21 protein-coding genes are annotated in these 26,557 nt (G+C 66.2%); 7 read left to right on the top strand and 14 right to left on the bottom strand.

Going from position 1 to position 26,557, the window contains the following annotated elements; all coding sequences use genetic code 11:
• Nucleotides 1-12: 12 nt before the first annotated feature.
• Nucleotides 13-555, top strand: a complete 543-nt coding sequence (locus GEV06_00915; protein ID MPZ16464.1) for a hypothetical protein — start codon at nucleotides 13-15, stop codon at nucleotides 553-555.
• Nucleotides 482-1,678 carry a hypothetical protein gene (locus GEV06_00910; GenBank protein MPZ16463.1) on the top strand — a complete coding sequence of 399 codons (1,197 nt, stop codon included), beginning with the start codon at nucleotides 482-484 and terminating at the stop codon, nucleotides 1,676-1,678. Before GEV06_00915 ends, GEV06_00910 begins: the two co-directional genes overlap by 74 nt.
• Nucleotides 1,679-1,705: 27 nt before the next feature.
• Here the strand turns inward: GEV06_00910 and rpsT are convergent, their stop codons facing one another.
• Entirely contained in the window at nucleotides 1,706-1,972 is a 267-nt protein-coding gene (gene rpsT / locus GEV06_00905; GenBank protein ID MPZ16462.1) for a 30S ribosomal protein S20, read from the bottom strand.
• Nucleotides 1,973-2,141: 169 nt separating this feature from the next.
• Nucleotides 2,142-2,552, bottom strand: coding sequence for an RNA-binding protein (locus tag GEV06_00900; protein MPZ16461.1), 411 nt, complete (start codon nucleotides 2,550-2,552; stop codon nucleotides 2,142-2,144).
• Between the two features lie 51 nt (nucleotides 2,553-2,603).
• Between GEV06_00900 and GEV06_00895 the strand changes: the two genes are divergently transcribed.
• Entirely contained in the window at nucleotides 2,604-3,125 is a 522-nt protein-coding gene (locus GEV06_00895) for a hypothetical protein (GenBank protein ID MPZ16460.1), read from the top strand.
• A 2-nt stretch (nucleotides 3,126-3,127) separates the two neighbouring features.
• On the opposite strand, the gene alaS is transcribed toward GEV06_00895, so the two are convergent.
• From alaS to GEV06_00880, 3 genes are all read right to left on the bottom strand, one after another.
• Nucleotides 3,128-5,830, bottom strand: a complete 2,703-nt coding sequence (gene alaS / locus GEV06_00890) for an alanine--tRNA ligase (protein MPZ16459.1) — start codon at nucleotides 5,828-5,830, stop codon at nucleotides 3,128-3,130.
• 47 nt (nucleotides 5,831-5,877) lie between these two features.
• On the bottom strand, nucleotides 5,878-6,360 hold the full coding sequence (locus tag GEV06_00885) for a hypothetical protein (protein MPZ16458.1): 483 nt from the start codon (nucleotides 6,358-6,360) through the stop codon (nucleotides 5,878-5,880).
• Between the two features lie 90 nt (nucleotides 6,361-6,450).
• Nucleotides 6,451-7,536, bottom strand: a complete 1,086-nt coding sequence (locus tag GEV06_00880; GenBank protein ID MPZ16457.1) for a protein kinase — start codon at nucleotides 7,534-7,536, stop codon at nucleotides 6,451-6,453.
• A gap of 63 nt (nucleotides 7,537-7,599) precedes the next feature.
• Here GEV06_00880 and GEV06_00875 point away from each other — a divergent pair, with 63 nt between their 5' ends.
• Nucleotides 7,600-8,331 (top strand): RsmE family RNA methyltransferase, encoded by a 732-nt coding sequence (locus GEV06_00875; protein ID MPZ16456.1) that lies wholly within the window; start codon nucleotides 7,600-7,602, stop codon nucleotides 8,329-8,331.
• Between the two features lie 57 nt (nucleotides 8,332-8,388).
• Here GEV06_00875 and GEV06_00870 read toward each other — a convergent pair whose 3' ends face one another.
• From GEV06_00870 to GEV06_00840, 7 genes are all read right to left on the bottom strand, one after another.
• Entirely contained in the window at nucleotides 8,389-9,294 is a 906-nt protein-coding gene (locus tag GEV06_00870) for a methyltransferase (protein ID MPZ16455.1), read from the bottom strand.
• On the bottom strand, nucleotides 9,294-10,445 hold the full coding sequence (gene dnaJ, locus GEV06_00865) for a molecular chaperone DnaJ (GenBank protein ID MPZ16454.1): 1,152 nt from the start codon (nucleotides 10,443-10,445) through the stop codon (nucleotides 9,294-9,296). The genes GEV06_00870 and dnaJ overlap by 1 nt, the downstream gene beginning before the upstream one ends.
• Entirely contained in the window at nucleotides 10,438-11,076 is a 639-nt protein-coding gene (gene grpE / locus GEV06_00860) for a nucleotide exchange factor GrpE (GenBank protein MPZ16453.1), read from the bottom strand. The genes dnaJ and grpE overlap by 8 nt, the downstream gene beginning before the upstream one ends.
• 3 nt (nucleotides 11,077-11,079) lie before the next feature.
• Nucleotides 11,080-12,180 carry a heat-inducible transcription repressor HrcA gene (hrcA, locus tag GEV06_00855; protein ID MPZ16452.1) on the bottom strand — a complete coding sequence of 367 codons (1,101 nt, stop codon included), beginning with the start codon at nucleotides 12,178-12,180 and terminating at the stop codon, nucleotides 11,080-11,082.
• A gap of 38 nt (nucleotides 12,181-12,218) precedes the next feature.
• Nucleotides 12,219-13,544 (bottom strand): 5'-deoxyadenosine deaminase, encoded by a 1,326-nt coding sequence (locus GEV06_00850; protein ID MPZ16451.1) that lies wholly within the window; start codon nucleotides 13,542-13,544, stop codon nucleotides 12,219-12,221.
• Between the two features lie 38 nt (nucleotides 13,545-13,582).
• Entirely contained in the window at nucleotides 13,583-14,641 is a 1,059-nt protein-coding gene (locus tag GEV06_00845; protein MPZ16450.1) for a hypothetical protein, read from the bottom strand.
• Nucleotides 14,642-14,850: 209 nt separating this feature from the next.
• Nucleotides 14,851-16,161, bottom strand: coding sequence for a hypothetical protein (locus GEV06_00840; protein MPZ16449.1), 1,311 nt, complete (start codon nucleotides 16,159-16,161; stop codon nucleotides 14,851-14,853).
• Nucleotides 16,162-16,392: 231 nt separating this feature from the next.
• Between GEV06_00840 and GEV06_00835 the strand changes: the two genes are divergently transcribed.
• A complete protein-coding gene (locus tag GEV06_00835) occupies nucleotides 16,393-18,162 on the top strand; it encodes a CRTAC1 family protein (protein MPZ16448.1) in 1,770 nt (589 codons plus the stop codon).
• A 159-nt stretch (nucleotides 18,163-18,321) separates the two neighbouring features.
• Here GEV06_00835 and GEV06_00830 read toward each other — a convergent pair whose 3' ends face one another.
• Nucleotides 18,322-20,742, bottom strand: coding sequence for a PBP1A family penicillin-binding protein (locus GEV06_00830; GenBank protein MPZ16447.1), 2,421 nt, complete (start codon nucleotides 20,740-20,742; stop codon nucleotides 18,322-18,324).
• On the bottom strand, nucleotides 20,724-22,367 hold the full coding sequence (gene bshC / locus GEV06_00825) for a bacillithiol biosynthesis cysteine-adding enzyme BshC (GenBank protein MPZ16446.1): 1,644 nt from the start codon (nucleotides 22,365-22,367) through the stop codon (nucleotides 20,724-20,726). Before bshC ends, GEV06_00830 begins: the two co-directional genes overlap by 19 nt.
• Before the next feature lie 123 nt (nucleotides 22,368-22,490).
• Here bshC and GEV06_00820 point away from each other — a divergent pair, with 123 nt between their 5' ends.
• Nucleotides 22,491-25,283 carry a PEGA domain-containing protein gene (locus GEV06_00820; GenBank protein MPZ16445.1) on the top strand — a complete coding sequence of 931 codons (2,793 nt, stop codon included), beginning with the start codon at nucleotides 22,491-22,493 and terminating at the stop codon, nucleotides 25,281-25,283.
• 129 nt (nucleotides 25,284-25,412) lie between these two features.
• On the top strand, nucleotides 25,413-26,555 hold the full coding sequence (gene carA, locus GEV06_00815; protein MPZ16444.1) for a glutamine-hydrolyzing carbamoyl-phosphate synthase small subunit: 1,143 nt from the start codon (nucleotides 25,413-25,415) through the stop codon (nucleotides 26,553-26,555).
• The last annotated feature ends 2 nt before the right edge of the window (nucleotides 26,556-26,557 follow it).

Genomic DNA, 26,557 nt, shown 5'->3' with positions numbered 1-26,557 from the left:
GGGGCGAGGAATATGCGTATCCGCCGCCTGAAATCGATCGTGATAGTGCTACTGACGGTCATCTGGGTGCCCGGGTGCGGCTACTCGTTGGCTGGCCGCGGCAGCTATTTGCCGGCGCACATCCGCACCATTGGGATCCCGGCGTTCGTCAATCGTACGTCGGTGTTCAATGTCGACCAGGTGCTCACCGAGCGCGTGCGCCAGGAATTCAACAGCCGCGGCAAATACAAGGTGGTTCCGAGCGCCGCCAACGTTGACGCGGTGCTGACCGGTGAGATTTTGCGCATCGAGACGGTCGCCACGGCCTTCACGCAGGAGCAGCAGGTCTCGCGCTATGCCTTCCGCTTGATCACCAAGCTCGAGCTGCGAGATGTCCAGTCGAACACGGTCGTCTGGCAAGATCCTGCCCGGACGTTCAGTGAGGAGTACGACCTGACGTCCAGCCGTGGCACGGTAGATCCTGACGCACTGCTGGGCTCCGATGCCACGGCGCTGGACCGCATCGCCAACGACTTTGCTCGCAGCACTGTCAGCGCAATTCTGGAAGCTTTCTAGGGACGAGGGGCGAGGGGCGAGGGGCCTGATCCTCGAACCCCGAGCCTTGAACCTGAACCTGAACCTGAACCTGAACCTTGAACCCCGTGCCCTGTCTCTCATGCCAACGCTGACCTTGCCTCAGCTCGACAACGCGATAAGCCTCGCGTCCGTGCCGCCAATTGTCGTTGTGATTGGGGACGACGAGGTTGGCAAGGATGAGGTCGTCAGGCGCTTCGACACGTTGGTCGAAGAGGGGCTCCGCCCGTTCAACGCTCAACGTTTCTATGCCACCGACGTTCGGCCCGATGCGGTGGTGAATACCGCGCGGACCTTTCCTTTCATGGGCGACCGGCGCCTGGTCGTTTATCTACGCATCGACGAGCTGTTCAAGACTCGTGGCCGTGCGTCGAGCCCCGCAGGGGACGCTGACGCCGAGGAAGCGGAGGCCTCGAGTCGCCACCTCCAAGGACTGGAGGAATACGTCGCCGCGCCCGAGGCGCGCACCTGCTTGGTGCTGGTCGGTGCCGACGTGAACCGGGCGACGCGACTGGGTAAGCTGCTCGTCACGCATGCCGCTTTCGTGGAGTGTTGGGGCCTCAAGGGCCAGAAGGATGCACGGGGCGCAGGGACTGACCGCGCGCTTCAGAATGCGGCCCGCTTCGTTCTGGACCGGTTCAAAGCGGCGGGGAAGCGCATCGAGCGCGACGCGGTCGCCGCGCTCGTCCAGCACGCGGGCACAGAGATGGGACGCCTGCGAGGTGACGTCGAGCGCCTGTTGTTGTACGTTGCCAACCGCCCGACGGCGACGCTCGAGGATGCGCGGGCTGTCGTGGGCCGTGAGACCTCGATTGATGATTGGGGAGTGACCAACGCCATTCAGGCGAATGACGCTGCGCAGGCGCTCCGGCAGCTACGCCTAGCGCTCGACGGCGGTGCCGTTCCCTACATGGTGTTGGGGCAGCTCGCGTGGTTCGTACGGGCGCGTCTCGTCGAGTCTGGCCCGGGTCGAGTCCCCGCCGCCGTGGACGCGGTCTTTCGCGCTGACGGCGCACTCAAGGGCTCAGCCGCGAGCCCGGACGCGATCCTCGAGCGCCTGGTGGTGGAGCTTTGCTCAGGCCGTAGAGCGGAACGCGCGAGATGAACGGACGCCTCGGCGAGGCGTTCCTACCTACGCCTGGAGCGCGCTGAGCCGCTTCACGAGCCGCGACTTGTAGCGAGCGGCGGCGTTGGCGTGAATGATGCCCTTGCTGGCCATCTTGTCGACGATTGAGGTGGTCGGGCCCAAGCTCTGTTTGACCTCCTCGGCGTTGCCCGCGGCAAGCGCCTTGTGAATGGCTTTGAGCGATGTGCGCAGCCGCGAGCGGTGGACGCGGTTTCGCTGTCGTCGCTTCAGATTCTGGCGGTGGGCCTTGAGGGCCGATGAGTGATTTGCCACAGATCCTGGTCCTTCTCCGTTCGGGTGGTGTCGCGACGTGCCTTGACTAGCTCAGCCTGCGACCCGCAAACGAGAAATTTTACCACAACGGGCAGTGGCAGTCTTCTTCGGCCAGTCTTGTCTGGCAGGGTTATCCGGAAGCGTTGTCCGGTAGGGGGCTGGAGCGACGTCATCCCCGCTCCTTGGCCCTCCGCAGCCGGCGCCGCTCGCGCCGGTCCGGCGCCACAGCCGGAGTCTGCGAGCGTGCCGCGCGCAGAAGGTCCCGAACGACGGTCTCCTCGGGTGTTGGCGGTGGGGTGACGTCCTCGTACAGCTCGCGTGCCTCCGCCTTCGGCAGATGGACGTCCGAGGTTGCGCGGACCACGACCTGCTGCCGACGACCGTCGCCTCGCGTGATGGCAATTCGCTCGCCGGCGCGGATCTCCCGGTGTGGCTTCGCGCGCACGCCGTTCACGTGCACCTTGCCGCCTTTGCAAGCACGCTGGGCCTCCGACCGGGTCTTGCACAGACAGGTGACATCCAGCCAGACATCGAGGCGAACGGATGCGGACCGGGCGTCCATCGATTTGCTGTCGGTCATCGATGGTCGGACTCTCGTTGATGTGCCAGAGTGTATGGATGAGGACCAGTGATGATTAACACGCTACTCCGCCGGTTCCTCGGTGAAGAGGAGGAGAGCGCTCCCTCCGCGGGAGTGCTCGATACCATTTCCGCGGCACTCGACCGCCTCGAGCCGCGACACGCGCGCATCGTGGCGGCGTTCGCCTACCTCCTGAGCCGCGTTGCTCACGCGGATCATGAGGTCACACCGGAGGAGACAACCGCGATGGAGGCCGTCGTGCGCGAGGTCGGCGGGCTCCCCGACGAGGAAGCGGCACTCGTCGTGCAACTTGCAACGCTACAGCACGTGCAGCATCGAGGGACAGAGGACTATCTCGTCGCGCGCGAGTTCAACGAAGTCGCGACACCGGAGGAGAAGCGACGGTTGGTGAGCTGTCTATACGCGGTCTCCGCGTCCGACCAGCAAATCGTGACCGCCGAGGACAACGAGATTCGCCAGATTGCGCGCGTCCTGCGAATCGAGCACACCGAGCTCATTCGCCTCCGCACGGCGCACCGGCGCCATCTCGCCGTTCTGCGGCGCAAGGGGTGAGGTCAGCTGAGCGCTGCCATCCGTTCCACCACGTGCCGACTTTCTTCGAGTAAGGCGTCGATCTTGCCGGGATCCCTGCCACCTGCCTCCGCAAAGTCAGGGCGCCCGCCCCCGCCGCCGCCGACAATCGGCGCCAGCTCCTTGACGATCGCACCCGCACGAAGACGGCTGGCCAGATCCCGTGTCACCGACACGACGAAGGCGACCTTGCCTTCATGCGCCGTTGCCAGGATGACGACGCCGCTGCCGAGACCTCCTTTGAGCTGGTCAGCCAGGTGACGGAGCGCGCTGCGGTCGAGCTCGTCCACGCGTCGCACGATCAGCCTCACACCCGCGACATCCTCCGCGGTGCCCGCGTGCGCGTCACGCTGGCCGCCATCGGCTCCAGGCGTGGCGGCTTGGCCAAGTGCCGCTTTGAGGCGTGCCTGCTGCAGCTCGCGCGACAACCGCTTCACGTCGGTTTGGAGGCGGGCGACCGCCTCGGCGGCCTGGTCCGGCGCCACCTTCAGCTCGTCGAGCACGCGCGTGAAGCGATCGCGACTTGCCTGGACGTGAGCGAGTGCTCCTTCGCCGGTCAGTGCTTCGATACGGCGCACACCCGCGGCGATGGCACCCTCCGATACGAGCGTAAAGTAGCCAATGTCGCCGGTGGCGGCGCAGTGCGTCCCCCCACAAAGCTCGAGGCTGAAGTCCGGGATGCCGACCACGCGCACGCGATCGCCGTACTTCTCACCGAACAGTGCCGTCGCACCGGCCGCCATCGCCTCCGCCGTCGATTGAACCGTCGTCTGGACGGTGACGTTACGCATGATCTGCTCGTTGACGAGCCGCTCGATGGCGTCCAGGTCGGCCCGCGAGATCGCCGCCGGGTGGACGAAGTCAAAGCGCAGGCGATCCGGCGCGACGAGCGACCCGGCCTGCTTCACGTGCGAGCCGAGCACGCGCCGTAGTGCGGCGTGCAGCAGGTGCGTCGCCGTGTGATTGCGGCGGATGGCGTCGCGACGCGCTCGGTCGACCACGAGCGCCACGCGATCGCCCTCCGCCAGGCTGCCGGTGAGGACCCGCACGCGGTGTGCGCGTGGCGCGCCGGGACCGATCCGCACGAGGCCGATGACGTCGGCTGCGGCCGGGCCCGGCGCGTCGCCCGATGCTGTGATGGTGCCCGTGTCCGAGACTTGTCCGCCGGCCTCGTGGTAGAACGGCGTGCGCTCGGTGACGACGAAGCCCAACGCACCCTCGTCGAGCTGCTCGACCTGTCCACGCTGTTCGTCGAACACGGCGAGGATCGGGACGTCCTCGAGCGCAGTCGCGGCGTAGCCCTCGAAGCGATCGCCGGCGTGCTCGATCGCCTGCTGCCGGTCGTCTGACTCGAAGGTGAACGTGGTGCCCTTCTTGTGCTCGAACGCGCTGCTCGCGCGGGCGCGCTCGCGCTGAGCCTCCATAGCACGATCGAAGCCGGTGCGATCGAACGTGAGCTGCCGTTCGCTGGCGAGATCTTCGATGAAGTCCACCGGCATGCCGAGCGAATCGTACAGCCGGAACGCCTCGTCTCCGGGCACGGTGCGCGACGCGGAGGCGCCGACGCGCTCCAGTAGCTGCTCGAGTCGAGGCAGTCCGCCGGTAAGGACGGAATCGAAACGATCTTCTTCGCCGCGCACGATCTGCACGACGGTGTCGCGATTGGCGGGCAGCTCTGGGTAGGCAGTTCCCATCAGAGCCACGACGACGTCGACGAGCCGGTGCAGGAACGGCTCCTCGATCCCGAGGCGCTTGCCGTGCCGCATCGCGCGCCGCATGATCTTCCGCAGCACGTAGCCGCGCCATTCGTTCGATGGCACCACGCCGTCCGCGATCAGGAACGTCGTCGCGCGGACATGATCCGCGATGACGTGCATCGAGATGTCCGTGGCCTGAGCCTCCCCGTGGCGCACGCGCGCGAGCTCCTCAATCGCCGCGAGGATGGGCGTGAAGAGATCGGTGTCGTAATTCGAGAACGTCCCCTGGATGACACCGGTGATCCGCTCCAGGCTCATGCCGGTGTCGATCGACGGCGCTGGCAGCGGCACGAGCGTCCCGTCAGGCTGCCGATCGAACTCCATGAACACGTTGTTCCAGACCTCGAGGAGGCGGTCGCTCTCCGGGCAGCGTGGATCGTCGCTCCGGTCGACGTAAATCTCGGAACAGCGCCCGCACGGGCCAGTGTTGGCCATCTGCCAGAAGTTGTCGTCCCCGCCAAGCTCCTGAATGCGCTCAGCCGGCAGGTACTGCCGCCAGACGCGATACGCCTCCTCGTCGCGCGGCACGTTGGCGTCACCGGCGAAGATCGTCGCGCTGAGCTTGTCGGGTGGCAGGTTCCAGACCTCCGTCAGCATCGTCCAGGAGAACTGGATCGCCTCCTCCTTGAAGTAGTCGCCAAAGGAGAAGTTGCCCAGCATTTCGAAGAACGTGTGGTGTCGCAGCGACGGTCCCACGTTGTCGAGGTCGTTGTGCTTGCCGCTCACGCGCATGCACTTTTGCGAGCTCGTCGCCCGTCTGTAGTCGCGACGCTCCCGTCCGAGGAACACATCCTTGAACTGGTTCATCCCGGCGTTGGTGAAGAGCAACGTCGGGTCATCCGCTGGCACGAGCGACGAGCTGGGCACGATGCGGTGGCCGTGCTTTTCGAAGTAGGCGAGGAAACTGCGCCGAATCTCCCGAGACGTCATAACCTTTCATTGTACCCTGCCGAGACCGCGGCACCTCGGACAGGACACTAGTCGTCGATGAGGTCGCCCCCGCGCCGGCGGAGGGCGAGAAGTGCCTGATCGGAGGCAAATCCTCGTCGAATCAGATATCGATAGAGGCGGTCGAAGTGTCGGCGGTCGGCGATCGGTCCACGCAGTCGTGCGGACAAGGCGCGTTCAATGAGCTCGGTCTCGTTGATGGCGCCGAGGACCTCTTCGACGACCTCCGCGGCGATTTCGCGATCGACGCCCAGCCGATCCAGCTCTTGTCGAACGCGCCAGCGGCCGTGTCGCTTGATCTCCACGGCAGTCCGAACGGCCGCCGCGGCAGCGCGGCGATCATCGAGGGCTCCCTCGGTCCGAAGCCTGACGAGCACCTGCTCGATGGTCGTCGGATCATACCCACGTCGCGTGAGCCGGTCGGCGAGCTGCGCGCTGGTCAGCTCGCGGCGGCCCAGCGCCGTCAGCGCGTATATATACGGGTCGACTCGCTTGCCAGCAAGACGGGGCATCGGAGGTTCGAGGTGCGAGGTTCCTGCCTTCGCTCGCCTCCGGCGAGCTACGGGGAGGCAAGCCCGTTTCCTGCTTCCTGAATCCTGATCCTACTGTGCTTCGCCGCAGAACGGGCAGCGGCCAGCACGAGCATGGAGCGGCTTGCCACAGTGCCAGCAGGTGCGCGACGTCGGTGTCTCGGCGCGGCTCTGCAATCGCCGCTGGACACCCGCGCGCTCGAGTGTGGCCTGCTCACGCGCCGTTGGCCGTGTCGTCGCGACCTCCTCCACACGGGTCGGCGTATGACCCAAGACGAGGGGGCGTGTCGACAGCAAGTCATCGAGCAGGTCGCTCGCACGCTGATATCGCTCGGGTATATCTGGGGCCAGCGCGCGGAGTACGATCTCGCAGAGTGGCTTCGGGAGGGCGCTGTTCTTGAGACGCGGCGATCGCAGGAGGCTGCCGTCGAGCAGCTTGTGCCAGCTCGCCGGTGTCGGCGGATCGTAAGGAAGCTCACCGATCAGCATCTGATACATGGTGACGCCAAGGGAGTAGAGATCCGACGCAAAGACCGCCTTGCCTTGGAACTGCTCCGGCGCCATGTAGGCGGGACTGCCGATCACGGTGGTGCCATGCGCGGCGATCTCGAGAAAGCGAGACGTGCCGAAGTCCGCCACCTTGAGCACGCCGTTCTCCGAGACCAGCACGTTGGCTGGGCGCAGGTCGCGGTGCAGAACGCCTTGTCGATGTGCGTGATCGACACCGTTGCAAATCTGCACGGCGTAATCGAGTGCACGGCGTAGATCGAGCGCGCCGTCCCGGACGAGAATGCCCTCGAGCGTTTCCCCTTTCACGTACTCCATCACAATGAAGAAGACCTCGTCTTGCTTTTCCGCGGTCGTGATGGAGACGATGTTCGGATGGCTCAGGCTGGCCAGTAGCCGCGGCTCGCGCAGCAGCTCGCCAAAGCTCTGGTGCTGTCGGTGCGGTACCTTGATCGCAACTTCTTTGTCGATCCAGGTATCGCGCGCCAAGTACACAGTGCCAAAGCCGCCGCTGCCGAGCGACGCCAGGATCTTGTACTTGCCCAGCTCCTGACCTTTGAACAGCATGCCGAACGTCGAGTATACACGGTAGAGTGCTTGGTGCTTGGCCCCTGGTTCTTGGTGCGCGCGACTACTGCCCGAGGGGAGCATCAGCAGATTCGGGCGCCAACGGGCGGCACAGAGCGCAAAACTCAGAGCTCAGAACTCAGAACCATGTTTCGGTTCTTTGCACCTGACATCCAAGCCGAGCGTCCGACGGTCACCTTGTCGGTCACCGAAAGCCAGCACCTCGCGCGTGTGCTGCGGCTGGAGGTCGGCGTCCGCGTCCGCGTCTTCGACGGTCGCGGTACGGAATACGAAGCGGCGATCGAGGTGGCTGCCCCTCGGGCCGCGGTGCTGCGCCTCGAGCGAGCAGTGAGCCCCCTGGCGGAGTCGCCCGTCCAGGTCACTCTGGCACAGGCACTGCTCAAGGGCGACGGCATGGACGGCGTGATTCGGGATGCCACGATGCTCGGCGTGAGGCGGATCGTGCCAATCATCACCAGCCGCACCAACGTATCGACGCGGCTCGTGGCGAGTGGGAAGGCACATCAGCGCTGGCACCGTGTGGCCGTTGCCTCTGCCAAGCAGTGCGGGCGTGCCTGCGTCCCGCTGATCGGACCCACACGGTCGCTTGACGCCGTCTTGACGTCCGCGACAGGCCTCCGGCTCTTGCTCGCAGAGCCTGGGCTCCACGCACCGGCAGCCCGCCCCTCGCAGCCTGGTGCGGAAGCTGCCGCGCTGGTCGTCGGTCCCGAAGGGGGCTGGGCGCCCGAAGAGATCGAGCTCGCCGACGCGCACGGGTGGACGCGCTGGTCCATCGTGCCCTGGACCCTGCGCGCCGAGTCGGCGGCTGCCGTGGCGCTCAGCGTCCTGCAGCACGAGTGGAATATGCGCGGCGCCTGATGCCGCCCGACCTAAAGGTCGGGCGTGGGCGGGCCCTTTAGGGCCGCCAGCAGCGGGTTAGCGATGCGTGAAGATGAGCGCAGCCCAGTCGTGTTCCTCGAGTTGGGCCTCGAGCCTGACGTGTGAGTAGGCATCCGCAACGAGTGGCGCCTCGGCAGAGGTGAAGCCGCTCAAGATGAGGGTGCCGCCCGCTTCGACCAGCCGTTCGGCTTTCGCGGCTTCACGCCGCAGCAGCGCACCGGTGAGATTGGCGATCACGACCGAGGCCTGCCCGAGAGAAGGATCGCCGAGCGCGGCCTGACAAGCCACGACGTGATCGCCGACCCGGTTCCGTGCCACATTGTCGCGTGCGGCTCTCACGGCATCTTCATCTGGGTCGATTGCGACGACGCGCGCCGCGCCGAGCATTGCTGCCGCGATAGCCAAGACGCCTGAGCCGGTCCCGACATCCAGCACGCTCCGCTGCGCCAGAGGAAGCCGCTGCAGCGCACGCAGGCAGAGCCGCGTCGTCTCGTGATGGCCCGTGCCAAACCCCATCGATGGCTCGATGATGATGACCACGGGCTGGGAAAAAGGGGACAGCCACCTTTTCGGGGACTTACACCGACGAAAAGGGGACAGCCCCCTTTTTCCCGCCGCCTCCCACGGCGGGGCGACAATGATGTCATCGACGCGGACAGAGGTGAGCTCACGCTGCGTTCGGCGGGCCCAATCATCGTCTGGAACGTCTAGCAGCTCGACATCCAGGGTGGGACGCCACGATGCGTCCTCCAGCGCTGCACGTGCGGCATCGCGGGAGGCAGATGTCGAAAAGAAGACCGTCCAAGTGGGTCCGTCTTCGTCAATTGCGCGGACTTCGAAGTCGTCGAGCAGGAAGAGCAACGGGTCGGTGAGCGTCGACGGCGGACTGCCAGGCTCGGTGAACGCCAGCCGCAGGGCCGGCCATGGGGCGAGCCCCGCCATCAACCGAAGATGTCCTTGACCCGCTCGAAGAACGGCTTGTCCTGATCCTGCTCGGCGCGCGCCCGCGGCTCGATTGGCGGGTTCGGCCACACACTGGCCAGGTCCTCGATGGCTCGACGTTGCTCGCGGGTCAGCTTGCGGGGCACCGCCACGCGAACGCTGACGAAGAGATCGCCCTTGCTTCGGCCCATGACCGCGGGCAGGCCCTTTCCGCGAAGGCGGAAGACTGTGCTCGCCTGCGTACCGGCTGGGATGTCGAGCTCCTCCGGCTCGTCGAGCGTCGGGATCGGTATGCGCCCGCCCAGCACCAAGGTGGGATATGGCACGGTCACCTCGCACTGGAGGCTCTCTCCGTCGCGCTTGAAGAATGGATGTTCCTCCACGTGCACGACGACGTAGAGATCGCCGGGCGGACCGCCGGCGGCGCCATGCTCACCCTCACCGACGAGTCGCAGCCGCTGGCCAGTGTCGATGCCCGCCGGGATGCGTACCGTGAGCTTGCGGTCGTGAGCGATGCGGCCCGCGCCGCGACACGCCGGGCACACCCGCGTGACGATGCGCCCACCGCCGTGGCACCGGCCACACGTCCGCGCGACTGTGAAGAAGCCTTGCTGGTAGCGCAGCTGACCCTGACCTCGGCACTGGGGACAGATCTCCGGCGTGCTTCCGGGAGCCGCACCAGAGCCACGGCACTCCTCGCACAGCTCTTCACGTGGAATCTGCACACTGGTCTCGGCGCCACGAGCGGCCTCCTCGAACGTGATCTCCAAATCGTACCGGAGATCCGAACCGCGCCGCGCGCCGCCGCGCCGGCGGCCGCCGCCAAAGAGATCGCCAATGCCGAAGATGTCCCCGAGACCAGCGAACAGGTCGCCGAAGTCGGCGAAGATCGTCGGATCGATCGAGGGGCCACCACCGGCGCCAGACGCGACGCCGGCATGACCGAAGCGATCGTACATGCCGCGCTTCTGCGGATCCGCCAACACGGCGTACGCTTCGGCCGCTTCCTTGAAGCGCTCTTCGGCCGCCGTGTCGCCGGAATTCCGGTCGGGATGATACTTGAGCGCCAACTTGCGATACGCGCTCTTGATCTCCTGGTCCGTTGCGGCGCTGGAGACCCCCAGCACGTCATAGTAGTCGCGCTTACTCACGCGAGGCCACCTTCACGAGAGAGGCGCGGAGCAAGCGATCCGCGATCTTGTATCCCTTGCGCAACTCGGTGATCACTTCACCGTCGCGGTGCGTGCTGCTTGGCTCGTGCGCAACCGCATGATGAACGTGCGGGTCGAAATCGGCGCCCAGCGCCTCGATCGGCGTGACGCCACGCTTCTTCAGCACGTCGAACAGATGACGGTAGATGAGCTCGACTCCCTGGCGATAGCGCCCGACGTTCTCGGTGTCGTCAGCAGCCGAGAGTGCTCGCTCGAGGTCGTCGACAATTGGAAGGATCTCACGGAGCAGGTCGCTCGCGACGTGGTCGACGAGCTCACCGCGCTCGCGTGTGACGCGCCTGCGATAGTTGTCGAAGTCGGCGGTCGTGCGCAGCAGGCGGTCCTTGTACTCATCACGCTCGCGAGCCAAGGCGGCCACGTGTGACTCTTCGTCGGCTGGCTCGACGTTGCTCGCCACAGCCCGCCCAGCGTCGCTCGCTGAAGGCTGTTCGGCGTCGCGAGCCGCGCGCGCCGTCTCGGGTGCCTCCGGTTGGGAGACGCTCATCCGCTCCCCGTCACTGGACGCGGACAGATCGACAGCTTCAACAGAACGGTCAAATGGGTGTTTCATAATTTACGAAGCTCCCTCAGCGGGGCCTGCGCCAGTGACGAGCAGTCGGCTGACGGCCTGCGACGCTCGATCGACGGCAGCAATTGCCCGTGAGTAGCGCATGCGCGTTGGGCCGATGACCCCCACCGCGCCGCTCCGGTCTCCGCCCACGAATGTGGAGCAGACGAGGCTGAAGCGCTGCAGCGTCGGGTCCGTGTGCTCTGTTCCAATGACGACGGTCAGCCCAGGGGTATCGATGTACTGGTCGAGAATCCGCAAGAGCCGGTGCTTCTCCTCCATGATCACGATGAGGGCGCGCAACGCCTCGAGCGTCAGTCGTGAGCTCTGCAAGAGCGACTCGTCGACGAGCGATGATGCCCCGTGAATGAACACCGCCCCTGGCAGGGTCAGTTCCGCCAACGAGCTCTGCGCCAATCGCAACGCCCGCGCCAGCAGCCGATCGTAGAGCACGCGCTCGCGTGCGAGCCGCTCGAGGACCGCTTGGCGGATCTCCACGAGCGTGTGCCCCGCAAACTCCTGATTCAAGTAATTGGCGGCTTCGACGAGCTCGGAGGGCGACACCTGCTCCTCGATCTCGAGCAACGTGTGCGTCACCTGTCCGTCGGCGGCCACCAGCACCACGAGCACGCGCGCGGCGTCGAAGGCCACGAACTCGATGCGCCGCAACCTGGTCGTCTCACTGTCGGGCGATACCGCGAAGCCGACGCCATGCGCCACGCGCGAGAGCTCGTGTGAGACTTCCGAGAGCACGTGATCGACCGAGCCCACGCGCCGCAGCCGGGCCTCCGCCTCTGGGACGTCGCGGAGCGGCCGCCGTGCATGGAGCAGCAGGTCGACGTGGAACCGGTACCCCTGATCCGTCGGAACCCGACCAGCCGACGAGTGCGGTTGCTGCAGGTAGCCGAGCCCTTCGAGTTGGCCGAGCATGTTGCGCACTGTTGCCGACGAGAGGCCGAGACGGCTCTCGCGTGCCAGCCACAGCGATGACACCGGCTCGCCGCGCTCGATATACGTGCGCACGAGCAGTGCGAGGAGCCGTTGGAGCCGTTCGGGAAAATCCAAGGCGGGCGGTGACCCGCCGCGCGTTCCTGCAGACGAGGTCATTAGCAATCAAGGCACGCAAGTGCCAGCCTCCATTATACTCAGAGCCTTGCCCGTGCGACCAGTGCCCGCACTTCCCGCCGCGCATCGTCGACGACCGCATGCTCGTCCATCGTCGACAGCGTGAAATCGTCGACCAGCACCTCGCCGTCCACGAGCACAGTGCGGACGTCAGTGCCGTGGCATGCGTAGACCAGCGTCGAGTACGGGTCGTCACCCGGGGCGAGGTGCGCGCGATGGGTCTCCACGACGATCAGGTCGGCACGCTTGCCGGTCTCGATCGATCCAATCTCCAGCTCGAGACCGAGCGTCCGTGCCCCCGCACGCGTTGCCATCCAGACGACGTCACGCGCAGCCAACTGTCCCGGCCCTGCCCGGAGGGCCTGGAGCGTCGCGGCCAGACGCATCTCGTCGAACATGTCGAGACGATTGTTGCACGCGGCGCCATCGGCGCCGAGTGAGACGGTGATACCGCGGGCACGCAGGTTGGTGACCGGCGCAATGCCAGATCCGAGCTTCGCGTTCGAGCCGGGACAATGCAGCACTTTGACATCGTGTTGGGCGAGCAGTGCTTGCTCGGTCTCGTCCACCCAGACGCAGTGCGCCAAGCAGAGCCGTGCGCTGCCGAGGCCGACGTCGACGAAGTACTCGACATTACCCAGGCCGTTGGTCAGCTTGCGCACGAGATCGACCTCGTCGCGCTGCTCGGCCGCGTGGGTGTGAACGAGCAGTCCGGAGCCATGGGCCACGTCGGCAACGGCTTCCAGCATCTCGCGCGAGCACGACAGCGCAAACCGCGGCGCCAGCGCCACGCGGATGCGCCCGCGCGCGGCGCCGTGCCAGCGCCGATGCAGCGCGAGCGCCTCCTCGATTCCCGGTGTGACGGCCTGCTGCATGCGTGCGGGGGCAATGGCGTCACGGTCCATCAAGCACTTGCCGACCGTTGCCCGTATACCACTCTCGGTGAGCGCTTCGAGTACGGCCTCGGTGTCGTGGACCGTCTCCATCGTGAGGATCGTGGTGGTACCGGTCCTGAGCAGCTCGGCGACGGCGAGGCGGGCCGACGTCTGCAACGAGGCTGGCGTGTGCGCCGCCTCCAGTGGGAACACTCGCTGACGGAGCCAATCGAGCAGCCGCAGGTCGTCAGCGAGCCCGCGAAAAATCGTCTGACAGAGGTGAACGTGCGTTTGGACGAAGCCCGGGAGGAGGAGACCGCCGCGGGCGTCGATCACTCGTTCGGGCGTCGTACCATGGCCAGCGCGCGGGCCGATTCCGACGATGCGGCCGTCCTCGATGGCAACGTCGCCATCGACGACGTCCCAACGGTCGTTCATCGTCAGGATCCGCGCGTTGCGGATGAGGAGCATGGGAGGGAAGGGATCTAGGGATCTAGGGATCTAGGGATCTAGATAAAGACTTCCACCTTGCCCTTTGCCCGCAGGGCTTGGACGAGCTGCACGGCGAGCTCGCGGCGGCGTCCCATTTGCAGGACCTCTTCGATGCGTCCTTGCAACGTGTCGTCCAGCGGCATGAGCGCAGCGGCCTTGTGGTCAGTCACCTTGATGATGTGATAGCCGAACGGTGTTTCCACGACGTCGCTGAGTTGGCCAACGTCGAGGGCGAAAGCCGCGTCCTCGAACGGCTTGACCATCTGACCACGCGGAAAGTAATCGAGATCGCCGCCTGACGAGGCGCTGCCATCCTCCGAGTGCTTGCGTGCCAGAGCCGCAAAATCCGCGCCCTTCTCGAGCTGCTCGCGGAGATCCGTTGCACGAACGCGGGCGGCCTGCTTCGTGCTCTGGTCTGCCTTTGGATCCACCTTGATGAGGATATGACTCGCACGAAGCTGCTCCGGCGTGCGGAAGCGCTCTGGGTTCTCCTTGTAGAACGTGGCAGCTTCTTGTGGCCCGAGGCTGACCTTGGGATCGACCGCCTGTTGCAAGACCTTGTCGGCCACCAATTCGCGCCGGGTCTCGGCCTCGAGATCGGCCGGCGACAGTTGGCGCTGCTTCAGCGCCGTCAGGAATGCGCTCTCGTCGGGAAACTGCTTTCGAAGTGTCTCGACTCGCGCCTGAACCTCCTTGTCGGTGACGGTGAGCTTGCGCGATTGCGCTTCTTGCGAGAGCAGCTCGAACGCGATGAGCTGATCCAAGACACCGCGATACACACGGTCGCGCTCGCCGGCCGGGAGCTTCTGGCCGCTCGACGCTTCCATGTTATGAATCGCGCGCTCGAGGTCGGCCTTGCCGATGGCCTCGCCGTTGACACGTGCCACGATGGCAGGCAGTTCTGCGGGAACCGGCTTGACGGGCTCCGCCTCCGGCGACGCATCGCCTGCGGCTTGCTCGGTGCCGGGCGTCTGGGCAGGCTTCTGGGCAGGCTTCTGGGCACTCTGGCCGGTTGGGCTGCTTTGCTCGTCGGGGCGAGATTGGGCGCTCTTGTCGTTGTCTGGCGCGTCGGTCACGACCGCGGGATCCGAGCTCGGGGTTGCGCCGGCCGTGCCTGCCGCGGGTGCTCGTTGGCAGCCGCAGGCCAGAGACACACTTACGATGATTCCGAAGAGGTGAGCAAATCGCACATTGGCAGTATAGCAATCGTGTCGGTAGGGACGGGCCACCCCAACGCGGCTGCCGCGTTGGGGACCCCGGCGCCTCGCCGAGGCGTCCGGCGACCCTACCAGAAATGTGTGGCGAGGACGTCGGGTGGGCCGGCGGCCCCGTCCATGACGCGGGTCGTGAGCACGATTTGCAGATTGCCCCGATGCCAGTCACCCGGCGCTTTACTCAGGGCCCGCTCCATGGCGTCTGGGCTCGTGAGCAGCTCGAGGGCGGCCGTGGTGCCAAACGGTGTGATGCCGGCGCCGATCACCACCATGTTCCCCGTCGTTGGATCGAGAACGCGCGACACCAACGCGTAGTCACGGGCGACATCCAGCGCAGGCCAGGGGCGTTCGAGCTGCCAGTTGGCTTGCTCGGGGTGCTGCCGGTCCTGAATGAGGATCCGCTCGCCGTCCGGCGTTGGGAACGGGATGTATCTGAACTCGGATCCGAGCTCGAGTGTCCACGCGTTCGAGAACATGCCCACGAGGATGGTCGGCGACGCCCGCAGATCGCCGAACGATGTCGCCCGATTCTCACGAACGTGGTACGGCGTGCCATGTTCGTGGAGGAGCGCGGTGAGCCGGGCGATCGCGACTGCGTCCGCCACCGAGACGAAACGAGTGCCCACCCGCTGCACCTCGTCTGGCTGCACGGTGAGCGGCTTGCCCGCGCTGCCCGTGAGCGAGGCGGTATCGACCGCCTGCCGCAAACGCTCCGACAACTCGTAAACTTCGTTGCTGCCGGTGCAGACGAGCACCGGCACCTTCGAGTGAACCAGCGGTGCCCAGAACTGCTCGAAGGTCGTTGACCTGGCGCCAGAGCCGGACGCCAGTATGCTGCTGATCAGTGCCGCACCAGCCAGGCAGGCCAAGGCCACCCCGAAGAGACGCGACGATGGTCCGAGGCCGACGCGCGACCGCGCCATGGTCGCCGTTGTCTCCGGTCCCTCACCGGAGCCGGTCTGTTCGCCGTTCGCAGACGGCCAGGTGAAGGTCGGTGTGTAGCTTCCGGCTGGGAGCTCTATGCGGAGCTGACGCTGGTGAGCCGGCTCGGCGTAGTACTGGCCAAGGCGCCGGCGGATTTCGCCGGCGGTGACGCGGACGACGGGATCGGCTGCCGTATCGTAGCTCGGCTGGCGACCAAAGACCTTCATGCCGAGCACCCGCTCCTTGAGCGGGCCGGGCGACTCGGCAAGCGACTGTTCGATGACGTGCTCGAGAAAGAGGCGGCAACGCTTGCTGCTGCGAAAAGCTGGGCTCTCCGCCAGACGCTGCACCTGAACTCGTATCGCAGCCTGTTGGTTGCTGTCGAACAGAGGGGTGGCCCGAAGCGGGCGCTGTGCCGAGCGCTCTCGCTCGTCGAGCACCGGCCGTTTACTGATCATGAATCCAATGAAGTCTACCACACTTGAGGTTTATTTGGTACCAAGGCAACGACTTGGCGGTGGTAGCAACGGTCCGTGCTCCTCGGCGGGCCTGATCCGCAAAGAACCGTAAAGTACCTCTGCCATCGACCGGAAAGCGCCACGGGTAGATCAGATGCTACGATACAGCCGTTACGGTGCGCAAAGACGATGTCAGGTGGCAGAAACCCGGGGGCGCGACCACCTTGCGCGATGTCATGTGACAGCACGCGGCGCAAGGTCCTGCGCGGTCTCGCCGCAGTGGGCGTGTCCGCCCTCGTGCCGGCGACGCTGCTGCCACGTTCGCCTTCGCCGTCTCGCCGCTTCGGCCAGATCGCTCCGGTGTCGCGCGGCGGGCTCGACAAGGCGCTGTTCGTTGACGTCCCGCCTTCGGAGAGCGGCGTCCGCTGGGTCCACGACAACGCCATGTCCAAGGCGCGGTATTTGCCAGAGACCTGTGGCGCCGGCTGTGCATTCGTCGACTTCGACGGCGACGGCTGGATGGACATCTACCTGGTCAACAGCGGTCCATCCGACTTCTTTCACCCGACCAAACCAATCAGCAACGCGCTCTATCGGAACAACCGCGACGGCACCTTCACCGACGTCACGGCAAGCGCGGGTGTGCCCGGCGGAACGTTTGGCATGGGCGTGGCGGCGGGCGACTATGACAACGACGGCTATCCGGACCTGTTCGTCACGGCGTACGGACGCTGCACCCTGTATCACAACAACGGTGACGGCACCTTCACCGACGTGACCGACAAAGCGGGCGTCGCCGCGCCCGGGTGGACGACGAGCGCGGCCTGGTTCGATTACGACAACGACGGCCGCCTCGATCTCTTCGTGTGCAGCTTCGTCGACTTCTCCGTCGAGAACAACGTCTTCTGCGGCGACAACAAGCTCGGGCGTACCTATTACTGCATCCCTCGTGTGTTCAACCCGACACCGAGTCTCCTGTTTCACAACAATGGCGATGGCACCTTCACGGAGGTCAGCAAGGACACCGACATCGCACGTGCGCTCGGCAAGGCGTTTGGCGTTGTCGCCACCGACATCAACGGTGATGGCCGCATGGATCTGTTCGTCGCGAACGACACCGTGCAGAACTTCCTCTTCGTGAACCGCGGCCAGAGCCGCTGGGAGGAGATTGCCTTGCCCGCGGAGGTCGGTTTCAGCGCCAACGGTCAGCCACGCTCCGGAATGGGCGTCGACGCCGCGGACTTCGATCAGGACGGCCTCGAAGATCTCTTCGTCGCGAACATCGACCAGGAGCTGTTCTCTCTCTACAAGAATCGGGGTGACGAGTCATTTGCCGACGTCGCGCATGCCAATGGGGTGGCCCAGGCCACGCGCCTCATGTCCGGGTGGGGGCTCAAGTTCTTCGACTACGACAACGACGGCAACCTGGATCTCTTGCTGGCGAACGGCCATCCGGACGACATGATCGAGCGCTACTCGACGCACGTGACCTACAAGGAGCCGCTGCTGCTGTTCAGGAACGACGGCTCACGCCTTCACGATGTCAGTGCCAGCGCCGGGCCGGCCTTCACAGAACGCTACCCCGCGCGCGGTCTGGCCGTCGGCGACTATGACAACGACGGGCGCCTGGACGTCCTGGTGCTCAACAACGGCGCGGCTCCGCTGCTGTTGCGGAACACCAGCGTTGATGACCATCACTGGGTCGGCCTGTCGCTGGAAGGGACGACGTGCAACCGTGATGCGGTCGGTGCACGGATCACGTGGTCGGCCGGCGGCGTCGAGCGGAGACGCCTCAAGACGGCCGGCGGCAGCTATCTCTCCTCACACGATCCGCGCGAGATTCTCGGGCTGGGTGCTGCGGTGAAAATGGACTGGGTCGAAATCAAATGGCCCGCGCCAAGCAATCGTGTCGAGCGTTTCGCGGATCTCCCGGTCGATCGCTATAACCGTATCGTGGAAGGGAAGGGGAAGGGGAAGGGCGGTGACAAGGTGACAAGGTGACAAGGTGACAGGGTAATTTGGATGCACTGGGGTGGAAGCGGGGTGACGCTTCACATCGGTCTACGCTTTCCCGTCGCTCGATGTGGGCCTGATGTGCTGCGAGCCACCCGTTCACCTTGTCACCCTGTCACCTTGTCACCTTGTCACCCTGTCACCCTGTCACCTTATCACTCCCTCACCCTGCTCTGACCCCACCGGCAACGGCTGCGGCACCCAATGGTGATGCACCTGGCAGATCGTGGTTGGCTCGGTGCCTTCGAGGAACACTTCGTTGATGCGCGTGGGGCAGAGTGGGCCTGCCCGCTCGCCAGTTTCCGGATCGATGTCCGCGAACGCAATGTCGTCCGGTACCGGAAACGATACGCGCTCGTGCCCGGACAACGCGCGCTGCATGAAGCGCGTCCAGATCGGTAGCGCGGCGCTCGAGCCGCTGAGGCCGACCGGGGTGTTGTCGTCGAGCCCGACCCAGACAACGGTGAGCAGCTCGGGCGTGAAGCCGACGAACCAGGCATCGCGCAGGTCGTTCGTGGTGCCCGACTTGCCGGCCGCATCCGGCTGGAACCCTGCCGCGCGCGCGGCCGCGCCGGTGCCTTCGTCGAGCACGCTGCGCATCATGCTCGTGACCAGGAACGTCGCTTGCGGCGAGGCGACGGCGCGAGTGCGAGGCTGGCGTGGCGTGCGTATCTCCCGATTGTCGAGCATGAGCCGATCGATCACGCGCAGTGGCCGCACCTCGCCGAGGTTGGCAAACAGCGTGTAGGCTTCGGCGATCTCCAGCGGTGTGACCTCGAACACGCCGAGCGTGATGGCGGGATAGGGGCGCGGAGAGGCACGGCTGCCCACACGACGCCAGACCTCCGCCACGCGATCGTAGCCGGCCATCTCCGCGACCTTGATTGTCGCAATATTGCGTGATCGCGCGAGCGCTCGGCGTAACGTAATCGGCCCGTCGTACTCGTTCTCGTAGTTGGCCGGCGTCCAGGTCTTGTCGCCATCGACAAAGGTGGTCGGCTCATCGATGACCACGGTTGCTGGCGTCAGGTCTGTGCGCCGCTCGATCCGTGCGCGCTCGAACGCGGCGAGGTAGACGAAGGGCTTGAAGATCGATCCCGGTTGGCGGCGGGCGCTCACGGCTCGGTTGTACTGCGACGAGTTGTACCACCGCCCTCCAACGAGCGCGAGGACGTCGCCGGTGCGCGGATCGACCGCCACCAGGGCCGCTTGCGCAGCGCCACGCCGGGTCCGACGCCGTGCCAACGCGCGATCGACACGCTCGAGGCCGGAGGCAACGGCCTCTTGCGCCAGCCGCTGGAGATGCAGATCCAACGTCGTCTGGATGGTGATCGCGCGCGAGCTGGGTGCCGTCAGGCTTTGGCCCACCAGTCGCATGACGTAGTCGACGAAATACGGCGCCTCGGCATCGAGCGCGCGTGCCTGGACGATGAGCGGCTCGGCCGCCGCGCGCTCGCCGATGTCCCGCGTGATGAAGCCGGCGTCGACCATCGCGCGCAGCACGACATTGCGGCGAGTACGCGCGCGGGCCCGGTGCCGGAACGGTGAATAGTGATTCGGGCTCTGAATGACGCCGGCGATCGTGGCGGCCTCGCTCAACGTGAGATTCTTCACGTCCTTTTCGAAGAAGAGCCGCGCGCCTTCGGCGACACCGCGAAGCGCGAACGATCCCCAGTGTCCGAGGTAGACGTCGTTCAGGTAGAGCTCGAGTATCGCTGGCTTCTCCAAACGTCGCTCGAGAACAACCGCCAGCACGGCTTCCTGGAGCTTCCGCCAATAGGACTTCTCCGGCGTGAGGAAGGAGTTCTTGACGAGCTGCTGCGTGAGCGTGCTCGCACCGACCAGGTATGGACGATCGCCGCGCACGTTTGTGACCGCCGCGGCGATCGTGCGCACCACATCGAGGCCAGGATGCGAGTAGAACCGGCGATCCTCGATGGCGAGCACCGCCTGCTGCATGCGTTCGGGAATCTGGGCAAGCGTTACCTGCCGCCGTTTCTCGCGGGCGCCGCTCGCCACCGCCGTGAGCAGCGGCGCATCGAGCGTGAGGGTGGGCATCGTGCCGGCACGAAGGAGCTCGATCCGCTGCACGCGCCCGGACGTTCCCTGCGGTGCCTGTTGGAAGACCACGCGGACGATGCGCCCCCGATGATCACCCGTGCGAGGCACGAGCGCCACGGCCTGGCGACCAATGGCGAACTCGCCCGGGTTCGCGACAGGCGCGCGTTGCGAGTAACCGAGGTCATTGAGCCGCTCCACGAGCTGGCGATCGGTCAACGACTGACCACGCTTCACGGTGAACGCGCGTGCGTACACGTGCGGGAGCGCGCGTGACTGACTGCCGGTGACGAAGCGGTCGACCTCGCGGGACACGGTCACGAACAGATAGGCGAGCACGAGCCCCATGACCAACAGCGGGCCGACCAAGCCCACGAGCCCGAGCACCCACCAGTTGAGACGGGATCGGCGCCGAGACCGGCGGCCTCGGCGCAGCTCCGCCCTGGTGCGCCGGTTGTATCGCCGGGGCGAGCGTCGAGGAGCGCCGGGCACTACGGTGTCAGCACCCAATGCTGCCGCGCATCGAGCGGCAGATCGGCCCGCAGCTGGTCGACGAGCGCGGGACCATAGCGGTTCAGGAAGTAGACGAAGCCAAGAGCACGCTCCTGGGGCTGGCCGCCCGGGAAGGCCTGAGCGCGTGTGCGGGTGAACTGGCGGCGGAGCGTGTCATCGCGGCGCTTGGCTGCTTGAATCACCTTGGCGTGCAGGGTCTGCAGCTCACGATCCATCTTCGTGAGCGTCGTTCGCGCTGCCCCCTCGAGCGTCGGATCGACAGCGGGGACGGCACGAATCAGCTCACCCAGACGCTCCTGCAACGTCGCTGACGCGTGCGCGAAGCCCTCTTCCACCGTGGCGGGCAATTGTCCTTCGAGCAGCCGGTTGAGCAGCGATTCATCCTGGGCACGCAGGTCGTCGAGCTTGAGCGTGTGGCGTGCGAGAAAGCGTGTCCCGGCCGAGTCCAGGATCGTCGCGCTCGGACGAGGCACGATGAGCGGCATCGGCAGGTCGAAGTGTGCGTAAATGTCGCGTAGTTGACCGAGATACACGAGCTCGCTCGGGCCAGCCATGTACGCAGCGGTTGGCACGAGCGTATCCTGCACGATCGGCCGCAGCAGCACGTTGGGGCTGAAGCGCGCGGGATCGCTGCGGATCTCGCGAAGGAGATCTGCGTTCGAGCGGGTCGCCTCACCTATGGTGAACGCGTCGTCACGGTGCCGAATCGGTAGGCGCGACTGGCCGTGATGGAACAGCGCCGGTTGTCCGGCTTGCGGTGTGACCTGCGCATGATAGCCAAGCGCCTCGAGCGCGGCGCCGGCACGCGCGGCCAGGTCCGCCGTGTGTCCAATCGTGTCGAGCTCGCGCTCGAAGACATGCCTGACAAGTGGCTTGGCCGCCGGATCCGCCGCGTCGAAGACCACCAAGCCGTGGGGAGCGAGCAGACGTTCCAGCCATTGCGCGAACGCGGCAGCCATGCCAACGCCACCGCGATAGATACTGCGGAGATCGCCGAGGAGGGCGTCGGTGAACTCGGTCGGTGCGAGGTGCACACCCAGTGCGTCGATTGCGGTGTGGACAGCGGGTGGCAAATCAACGCGCGCGACCGGGAGCGTTCCAGCGCCATCGGGCTTCGGGACGTCGACTCGCTGGGGGAGGAGCTCCCGATCGAGCACCGAGCAGCTACTCACTTCATCCCAGTCGTGATCATCGGCATCGATCCAGAAGAAGGGGACGGCCGGCACGCCGTGCTCGCGCGAGATCTGCTCGGCGAGGCGTATGGTTGCAATCGCCTTGAGCAAGGTGTACAACGGGCCTCCAAAGAGACCCGCTTGCTGTCCCGTGACGATAGCAATGCTGGTAGGGTCTACCAGTGTCTTTGCCGCGTCGCGCGCGGCCGCGGGTGTCTCGCGTGAAGCCTGCTGGGCGGCCAGAACCGCGACGAGCTCGGTGCGCGGCCGAACGTATCGCTGCGCACGCGCGATCGCCTGCCGCCACGCGTTCGGAGACGCGGGATCGCCGGCGAAGAATGCTGCGAGCGACTCGAAGCGGTGGAGATAATCGATGTTCAGACGCCGTGCCGCGGACATCTCCCGTATGTCGATGCCGCGGCGGACGATAGCAGAAGTGCTCGAGTCCAAAGGCACAGATAGGCTAATGTCTCAGAGCATTGTGAACCCTGTCAAGCTGCTATAATGCAATCGATGTGCGTGTGACCATCGTTGGAAACGATTCCTCTCACGCGTACTAGTAGATGAGCGTCATTGGCCGAGTTGCCCTCATTCCTCGGTTCGTATCGCGTGCAGCATCAAATCGGTGTCGGCACGCTGGGGCCGGTGTTTCTCGCCTCGGATGAGGTGCTGCACGTAACGGCCGCCGTCAAGGTCTTCGACGTCGACGCGACGCCCGACGAGATCGCAGCGCTCGTGCAGCGTCTCAACGCGACGGCGGCGCGCTTGTCCTCACATCCAGGCATCATCAAGCTGTTCGAAGCGGGCGTGGCGAATCACTTGGCTTACTTGGCCACGGAGCACGCCGAAGGGATGGCGCTCGATGCGCGTCTCCGCGAGCGCGACGCGGCGCTGCCGAGCGAGTCACTCGGCTGGCTCGAAGCGATGGCGGAAGCCATCGACGCCATTCACGCCGACGGTGTGGATCATGGCTCGTTGCATCCGCGGGACGTCGTGTTGACGCTCGATGGCCCTCGGATCAGCGGGTGTGGTGTCGCGCGCAGCGTCGAGGAGGTCGGCCTCCGCGCTCCGGTGCGCTTGCCTTACACGGCGCCCGAACGTGCAGCAGGACCCTCGTGGGGGCCCGCGGCGGATGTCTTCTCACTCGCCGTGATTGCGTTCGAGTGTCTGGCTGGCGCACGGCCGGCCGGGACGGGACGCGTGGCGGCGAGGCGGCTTCCGCCGACGGTGAGTCCGGAATACGACCGGGCGCTCGTTGACGTCTTCGCGCGGGCGTTGAGCGCGGATGCGGAGCGGCGGCCCGCTAGCGCGCGCGCGTTCGTCCAGGGCCTGCTCGACGCGGGGGCCGCGTATGTCTACGGTGGCGATGCCAAGCGCGGTGCGGTGCACCACCGTGCTGGTGTCGGACAGCGGCCGGCCGTCAAGCGCGCCGCGGCGCGAACCGGCGCCGGTGAAGGGGCCACCGAGGATGGGGAGTTGGCGCGGTTTACACGCGACGGCGTGCTGCCAGAAGCGGCGCGGCCACCCCGAGCGCGGCGCCGAACGTCGGTCCCGGGCGCCGAGAGCCGAGCGGCGGAGCCCAGCGACGCATCTGATCCGTTGACACTCTTCCAGCCCGAGTCGGACGAGCCGGCGGAGATGCGCCCTGCAGACGACGCAGGAAGTCGGGGAGTCACGGGGAAGCGAACACGGAGCGCGAACGGCTCACCCTCCCCGACCATCGGCGAGACGGGAGGCGCTGCCGATGCCGCGGCTCCTCTGCCCACAGCGGTGGATCTTGACCGAGCGGCCAGCGGCGAGGAGACGGAGACCACGTCTGATGCGCACCCTCTGGACGCGGAAGGCGAGTCCAGGACTGAGATGATGTTCGCGCCCGGTGGGCTCGAATCAGTCTCGGCGAGGCCTGCAGATCACGAGCTCCAGCCTGAGGCCGAGCTCTTCGACCCTGCTCAGGGCGAGGAGTACGAGGGTGCCACGAGCGCGGACAGCGCCGCCGCCGAGCCCCCCACATCTGCCGATGCGCGAGGGGAGTCCGAAGGCTGGCTGGCATCGACGATGGCGGTGCCGCTGGTCGACGCGCAGGAGGAGGTGGAATACGCGTCGCCCATGGCAGACTTCGCGGCGGACCAGGGCGCCGACAGCCCGGCGCCGGACGGCCGTTTCTTGGACGTCGACGATCCGACGGGCCATGGTGGCCAGCACGAGGGACCGAGCGAGCTGGGTGGGCGTGTAGCCGGGCGCAGTCCCGAGATCGCCGAGGGCATGACGGATGCCGCTGGGGAGCTGACACGCTCGCTCGAAGTGGAGCCGAATGGCCGCGACGTCGACTGGCCGCTGGACGATCGCGCGTCAGCGGCGGGCACGGCGCCCGTCGGCGCTGCCACGTTGTTTGCCGATGATGCGGACGAGTGGGATGACGAGGCGGACCGCCGGCGCAGGCGTCGCTTCCTGCTTCCGCTGTTACTTCTGCTGCTTGCGGTGGCGGCTGGCGCCTGGTTCTACGGGGCGTGGACGCTGCCACAGAATGCAATCCTCCCGACCGAGCGAACGACGGATGCCGATGCGGTGAGCGCTCCGCCATCTGCTGATGAGACGTCAGACGCGACGGCGGCCGGCAGCAGCGCACCCACAGAGTCGGCCGAGGGCGCCGCGGTTGCCCCGGTACCCGAAACCCCCCGAGGACAATCGGCTCGCCAGGAGCGGCCAGTTGATCCTCGACAGGCTCCGGAGGCCCCGACCCCTTCGACGCAGCCGCAAGCTGCCCCGGAGCGGAGTCGAGGGACGAGGACGTCGAGCGCCGCGTCTGGCCGGGGCACGACGGGGGCTGATGAGCGTCCCGATCGCGGCCGGCTGCTCGTGCGCACGTCTCCTTCAGCAACGGTCACGGTCGACGGGGTCCCGCGCGGTAGCTCGCCGGTGGCCGTGTATGCACTCGACTGGGGGGCGCACACCGTCGTTGCCAGTCGACCAGGTTACGAAGACGTCACCCGCCGGGTGATGATTGCGCCCGATTCTCCAGCCGCGGCGGTGACGATTGATCTCCGCGAGGACACGGCAGGTGCGGCGACAGGCTCCCAGGGCTCGACGGCAACAGCGCCAGCCGAGCCCGCTGCCGCGCCAACCGAGCCGACAGAAACGACGAGCGGCGCCACCGGTGGGATCGTCACGCTCACGCGTCCGACCGGCGCGCAGATCTTGGTCGATGGACGGTCCGTGGGGCGGACGCCGGCGACAATTCCCAACGTGCCGAGCGGCTCGCACACGGTACGCTTCGAGCTGCCTGGTTACCGTGCGTGGGAGACGCGCGTCACGGTCGAGGCCGGGCAGCAGGTGCGCATTGCCGCCTCGCTGGATAGAGATCGCTAGACGAGACAGATCGACGGACGCCTCGGCGAGGCGTCCCTACCGCCACCATGGTAGGGCGCGTTCGCCGAACGCGCCGTGCTGGATGTTGCACCCGCGATACGGGACGCAATCGTAGGACATTCATACCCCATGAAGGCGATTCTCGCCCTTGAAAGCGGCCGAGTGTTCGAAGGGGTCTCGATCGGTGCATCGGGCGAGACCAGCGGCGAGGTCGTCTTCAACACGAGCCTCACCGGTTACCAAGAAGTGCTCACGGATCCGTCGTACGCGGGCCAGATCGTCACGATGACCGCGCCGCTCATCGGCAACTACGGCGTCACGAGTGAAGATGTCGAGTCGGGCCATCCGCAAGTGGCGGGCTTCGTCGTGCGTGAGGCTTCAGCGATCGCCAGTAACTGGCGTGCCGACAGTACGCTGCGCGAGTACCTCATTGCCAACAACCTGATTGCGATTGGCGATGTCGACACGCGGGCGCTCACGCGAGCCCTGCGCAGCGCAGGCGCCATGCGCGGCGTGCTTGCGACAGGGCAGGAGCTTTCGCCGGACGACCTGGTGGACAAGGCGCGCGCGATTCCGCGTATGGAGGGGCAAGACCTGGTCCGTCGCGTCACCTGTGCCGTGCCCTTCGACTACGAGCCGGCTGGAGATGAGACGCTCACCGACGCCCGGGAGCTCATTCACATGCCGTCGCGCCGTGCTGCGCGCCGCATGCGCGTGGCCGCATACGACTACGGCATGAAGTACAACATCCTGCGCCGCTTCGATCTCCACGGCTGCGACGTCCGCGTGTTTCCAGCCACCGCGCCGGCCGCTGAGCTGCTGGCCATGAAGCCGGACGGCATCTTCCTGAGCAACGGCCCCGGCGATCCGGCGGCGGTGGACTACGCTGTCGCAAGCGCCCGGGAGCTCACGCGCGAGGAGGTGCCGATCTTCGGCATTTGTCTCGGGCACCAAGTGCTGGCGCTTGCCCTCGGTGCGAAGACCTTCAAGCTGAAGTTCGGCCATCGCGGCGCGAACCATCCCGTGAAGCATCTGGCAACCGAGCAGGTGGAGATCACCTCGCAGAATCACGGTTTTGCGGTCGATCCAGAGGGCATGCCCGAGGCGATCGAGGTCACACACGTGAATCTGTACGACGGCACCATCGAGGGGCTCCGGCACCGCACCAAGCCGACCTTTTGTGTTCAGTACCATCCCGAAGCGTCGCCCGGTCCGCACGACGCAGACTACCTGTTCCGCCAGTTCCTCGACGCGATGGAGGAGCAGCGGTAACG

The sequence above is a fragment of the Luteitalea sp. genome (assembly GCA_009377605.1).
Classification (GTDB): Bacteria; Acidobacteriota; Vicinamibacteria; order Vicinamibacterales; family Vicinamibacteraceae; genus WHTT01.
This window is presented reverse-complemented; position numbering and strand designations above follow the sequence as displayed.

Coding starts and splice junctions, on each gene's coding strand:
- GEV06_00875 (MPZ16456.1), top strand. CDS start 7,600: ATGTTTCGGTTCTTTGCACCTGACATCCAAGCCGAGCGTCCGACGGTC.
- hrcA (MPZ16452.1), bottom strand. CDS start 12,180: ATGACCTCGTCTGCAGGAACGCGCGGCGGGTCACCGCCCGCCTTGGAT.
- GEV06_00885 (MPZ16458.1), bottom strand. CDS start 6,360: ATGCCCCGTCTTGCTGGCAAGCGAGTCGACCCGTATATATACGCGCTG.
- GEV06_00835 (MPZ16448.1), top strand. CDS start 16,393: ATGTCATGTGACAGCACGCGGCGCAAGGTCCTGCGCGGTCTCGCCGCA.
- GEV06_00910 (MPZ16463.1), top strand. CDS start 482: ATGCCACGGCGCTGGACCGCATCGCCAACGACTTTGCTCGCAGCACTG.
- GEV06_00900 (MPZ16461.1), bottom strand. CDS start 2,552: ATGACCGACAGCAAATCGATGGACGCCCGGTCCGCATCCGTTCGCCTC.
- GEV06_00915 (MPZ16464.1), top strand. CDS start 13: ATGCGTATCCGCCGCCTGAAATCGATCGTGATAGTGCTACTGACGGTC.
- GEV06_00840 (MPZ16449.1), bottom strand. CDS start 16,161: ATGATCAGTAAACGGCCGGTGCTCGACGAGCGAGAGCGCTCGGCACAG.
- alaS (MPZ16459.1), bottom strand. CDS start 5,830: ATGACGTCTCGGGAGATTCGGCGCAGTTTCCTCGCCTACTTCGAAAAG.
- GEV06_00880 (MPZ16457.1), bottom strand. CDS start 7,536: ATGCTCCCCTCGGGCAGTAGTCGCGCGCACCAAGAACCAGGGGCCAAG.
- grpE (MPZ16453.1), bottom strand. CDS start 11,076: ATGAAACACCCATTTGACCGTTCTGTTGAAGCTGTCGATCTGTCCGCG.
- GEV06_00850 (MPZ16451.1), bottom strand. CDS start 13,544: ATGCTCCTCATCCGCAACGCGCGGATCCTGACGATGAACGACCGTTGG.
- GEV06_00870 (MPZ16455.1), bottom strand. CDS start 9,294: ATGGCGGGGCTCGCCCCATGGCCGGCCCTGCGGCTGGCGTTCACCGAG.
- GEV06_00895 (MPZ16460.1), top strand. CDS start 2,604: ATGATTAACACGCTACTCCGCCGGTTCCTCGGTGAAGAGGAGGAGAGC.
- carA (MPZ16444.1), top strand. CDS start 25,413: ATGAAGGCGATTCTCGCCCTTGAAAGCGGCCGAGTGTTCGAAGGGGTC.